The following is a 4103-nucleotide window of genomic DNA, read 5'->3' as shown; positions in this document are numbered from 1 at the left end:
CCACGTAGCCGCCCGGGGCCGACGGGAAGTCGGCCGTCTCGTCCAGACGGGTGAAGCCGACGGCCTCCAGGCGGCGTGCGACCTCCTCCGCGGCGTGGTAGCTGGAGGGCGAGGCGGTCACGAACTCGGCCAGGTCCCGCAGGTGGGCGGGCAGCTCGGCGGCGGTGTCACGGGTCACGGGGGTCATGCCCCGACCGTACCGCCCCCACCACCCCGTCCGACTACCCTGGCCCGCAAGCGGGCCCGCCGCATCGCCCGCCCCGTCAGCGCAGGAGGAGCCCGCCGTGGACATCATGATCGCCGTCGCCGTGGGGGTCTTCCTCCTGGTGGCGTGGACCGTGGGCGGCTGGGCCATCGTGCGGATGGGCTTCACCCGGGACGGGGACGCGGCCCGCGCCCCCGCCCACGACGACGGCGCCGCGCGTCCGGCGCACCCCGGCGCGGCCGCGGACCCGGCCACCGACCCCCACGTGATGTGGCGCGAGCAGATGAAGGCGGCCACGGCCGCCTCCGGGGCGCAGTGCGTCTGCCCGCCACCCCGCGAGGGCGGCGCCGCCGCGGAGGGGAGGACCGCGCCGCCGTCGTCCCCGGACTGCCCGATCCACCGCTGGGACTACGCCTGAACCGCGGCCGGCCGGTCTGAGCGCCCCCGGGCCGGGCCGGCGTACGCGCCGGCGAGCGGGTCGGTGTCCGGGTGGCCGCCGTGGTCGCGCTTCACGAGGTCTTCTGCCGGGTGCAGCATCTCCCACACGACGCGCCCGCACAGCCACAGCAGCGCGAGCATGTGGGCGAGGATCGCGGCCACGTAGACGGAGTCGTCCATGGAGTGCTGCGGCGGGGTCTCGGCCACCCCCTTGGCCAGGTACATCCACACGGCGAAGAAGTGCAGCGCCTCCACCGTCTGCCACACCCAGAAGTCCCGCCAGCGCGGCAGGGCGAGCGCCAGGAGCGGGATCAGCCAGACCACGAACTGCGGTGAGTACACCTTGTTGGTGAGCACGAACGCCGCCACCACCAGGAACGTCAGCTGGGCCAGCCGCGGGGTGTGCCGCACCCGCACGCCGAGCACGAAGATCCCGAGGCAGCACACCGCGAAGGTGCCGTAGGCCAGCAGGGTCAGGGAGTCCTCCGGCACGAACGCCCACCCGGCCTGCGCGGCGGTCACGTCCCACGCGTGCCACACGCTGGACAGGCCCGGCCCGCGCTCGCCGGAGAAGGTGAAGAACACGGACCACGCCTGGACGTTCACGACCATGAGCGGCACGTTGACCGCCGCCCACGCCGCCACCGTGCCCCCGGCCGCGAGCAGGAACGGCCGCCACCGCCGCGAGCGCACCGCCAGGATCAGCAGCGGCCCCAGGATCAGCAGCGGATACAGCTTCATGGCCGCGCCGAGGCCGAACAGCACCCCCGCCGTCAGGGACCGGCCGCGCGACCACGCGTACATGCCGCACGCCAGCAGGGCCACGGCCCACAGGTCCCAGTTGATGGTGCCGGCCAGCACGATCCCCGGGGCCACGGCCACCATGAGCCCGTCCATCCACCGACGCCCCGCCATCCGGACGGTCAGCACCGCGACGACGGCCCACAGCACCACCACGAACCCGAGGTTCACGAGCCAGAACACCACCGTGCCCTGCTCCGGCGAGAACGGCAGCGCCTGCGTGATCCAGGCCGCCACCGAGCCCACGACGGACATCAGCACGGGGTACTCGAACGTGGAGCCCGCCCGGAACGGCGCCCACGGGTCCGCCGCGAACCCGCGCCCGCCGTAGAGCGCGGCCCAGTCCGAATAGCAGCCCGCGTAGTAGACGTCCGGGGCGCCCCAGCCGTGCAGCAGGCACGGCGACTTCTGCAGCACGGCCACGACGGCGGCCAGAGCCACCAGCAGCCCCGTCAGCGCCACGGGCCCGGCCCAGGAGCCGGTCCCCCGTCCGGGGCCGTTCGCCGCGAGGCCGCCGGCGAGCTGGAAGCGTCCGCCGCGCTCGCCGGGGGCGGGCAGGGTCCCGGACGGTGCGCTGTCAGCGGAACGCCCGGCGGGGGCGCCCGGGGCGGTCACGGCGTCGCTCGGGGCGCCGTCCGCGGCGTGAGTGGGCGGCTCGCTGGGGGTCGCGGCGTGCGCGGGGGCCGGTCTCATGCCCCCATCCTAGGAAGCCGCCCGGACACCGGACGGGCGGGGCCGCCGTCGTCGGTCGTAGACTGGCGTGGTTGATCCCCGGGTGAGCGCCCCGCCGAACGGTGTGGGCCCCCTGTGCGCGCCCCGCGTGCCCGCACCCGTTCCGGACAGTCGAGGAGAGAACCAGACCGTGGCCACCAATCCCATCCGCGTCGCCATCGCCGGCGTGGGCAACTGCGCAACATCCCTCATCCAGGGTGTGGAGTACTACCGCGAGGCGAAGGCCACGGACACGGTCCCGGGCCTGATGCACGTGCAGTTCGGCGACTACCACGTGTCCGACCTCGAGTTCGTGGCCGCGTTCGACGTGGACGCGAAGAAGGTCGGCCTGGACCTGTCCGAGGCCATCACCGCCTCCGAGAACAACACCATCAAGATCGCGGACGTGCCCCACGCGGACGTCACCGTCCAGCGCGGCCCCACCCTGGACGGCCTCGGCAAGTACTACGCCGAGACCATCGAGGAGTCGGACGCCGAGCCCGTGGACGTGGCGCAGGCCCTCCGCGACGCGAAGGCGGACGTGCTGGTCTGCTACCTGCCCGTCGGCTCGCAGCTGGCCACCGAGCACTACGCCCAGGCCGCGATCGACGCCGGCGTCGCGTTCGTGAACGCCCTGCCCGTGTTCATCGCCGGCACCCCGGAGTGGGCCGAGAAGTTCACCGCCGCGGGTGTGCCGATCGTGGGCGACGACATCAAGTCCCAGATCGGCGCCACCATCACCCACCGCGTGATGGCCAAGCTGTTCCAGGACCGCGGCGTCACCCTGGACCGCACCTACCAGCTCAACGTGGGCGGCAACATGGACTTCAAGAACATGCTCGAGCGCGAGCGCCTGGAGTCCAAGAAGATCTCCAAGACGCAGGCCGTCACCTCCAACACCTCCGCGCAGCTGGGCGAGAAGGACGTGCACATCGGCCCGTCCGACTACGTGGCCTGGCTCGACGACCGCAAGTGGGCGTTCGTGCGCCTCGAGGGCCGCAACTTCGGCGACGCCCCCGTCTCGCTCGAGTACAAGCTCGAGGTGTGGGACTCCCCCAACTCGGCCGGCGTGATCATCGACGCCGTGCGCGCCGCGAAGATCGCCCTGGACCGCGGCATCGGCGGGCCGATCCTCTCGGCCTCGTCCTACTTCATGAAGTCCCCGCCCGTGCAGCACAACGACGACGCGGCGCACGAGCTCGTGGAGGCCTTCATCCGCGGCGACATCGAGCGCTGACCCGCCCGGTCCCCGCGGACCGCGCACGACGCCGGCCCGTCACCTTCCCCGTGGAGGTGACGGGCCGGTGTCGTCGTGGGGGCGCGTGCCGCCCCGGCCACCGCGCTCAGCGCCGCGTGCCGAGCCGGTCCTCGATGGTGAGCCGGACGAGCTGGGCGTATATGGCCTGGCCGTCGGCGCGGGGGTGCACGCCGTCGGCGGAGAAGTCCGTGACGTGCTGCTTCGCCGCGGCGTCCCAGTCCGCCAGGACGATCCGGTCCGGGTGGGCCTTGGCCTGCGCCTCCATCTGCACCTGCACGTCCGCGATCCAGTCCATCGGGCCGTGCGGCACCACGAGCACGAGCAGCCGGTCCTCGCCGACGGCCGCCAGGATCTTCTCCCAGTCGCCCCGGTGGGTGGTGCCGTTGGCGCCCAGGGCCACCACGACGACGTCGCTCAGCTGGCCGTCCGCCTTGAGCTTCTCGATCTCGTCCGCGGCGTCCCAGATCTGGTAGCCCACCTCCGCCTCGAGCAGCATCCCCGGCAGCTGCTCCAGGAGCGTGGGCGCGGCCGAGAGCGAGACGGAGTCGCCGATCAGGGTGACGTCCGGGCCGAGCTCGGACGGCGGCAGGGCCGCGGTGAGCTGCTCCTTGGAGTACGTGGGGCGCGTGACAGCCGGGTCGCCGAGCCCGAGCCCGGACGGCTCGGCGGACGACCCGGGCGAGGACGTCA

At 73.4% G+C, this 4103-nt stretch carries 3 protein-coding genes and 2 pseudogenes; 2 read left to right on the top strand and 3 right to left on the bottom strand.

Translation table 11 applies throughout. The features are described 5' to 3' along the window. Window positions 1–187 (bottom strand): annotated as a pseudogene (locus D8M29_RS09250) (M18 family aminopeptidase); the annotation flags it as partial. A 106-nt stretch (window positions 188–293) separates the two neighbouring features. Here D8M29_RS09250 and D8M29_RS09245 point away from each other — a divergent pair. Further along, window positions 294–623, top strand: a complete 330-nt coding sequence (locus tag D8M29_RS09245) for a hypothetical protein (protein WP_238693366.1) — start codon at window positions 294–296, stop codon at window positions 621–623. Here D8M29_RS09245 and D8M29_RS09240 read toward each other — a convergent pair. Further along, the gene (locus tag D8M29_RS09240) at window positions 614–2137 is read right to left on the bottom strand and encodes a glycosyltransferase family 87 protein (RefSeq protein WP_127445923.1); all 1524 of its coding nucleotides are present in this window, start codon (window positions 2135–2137) and stop codon (window positions 614–616) included. The genes D8M29_RS09245 and D8M29_RS09240 overlap by 10 nt on opposite strands. A 169-nt stretch (window positions 2138–2306) precedes the next feature. Here D8M29_RS09240 and D8M29_RS09235 point away from each other — a divergent pair, with 169 nt between their 5' ends. Then, a complete protein-coding gene (locus tag D8M29_RS09235; protein WP_127435535.1) occupies window positions 2307–3392 on the top strand; it encodes an inositol-3-phosphate synthase in 1086 nt (361 codons plus the stop codon). A gap of 106 nt (window positions 3393–3498) precedes the next feature. Here D8M29_RS09235 and D8M29_RS09230 read toward each other — a convergent pair. Continuing rightward, window positions 3499–4103, bottom strand: a pseudogene (locus D8M29_RS09230) (acyltransferase); the annotation flags it as partial.

The organism is Micrococcus sp. HSID17227 (assembly GCF_003989405.1).
GTDB lineage: Bacteria > Actinomycetota > Actinomycetes > Actinomycetales > Micrococcaceae > Micrococcus > Micrococcus luteus.
This window is presented reverse-complemented; position numbering and strand designations above follow the sequence as displayed.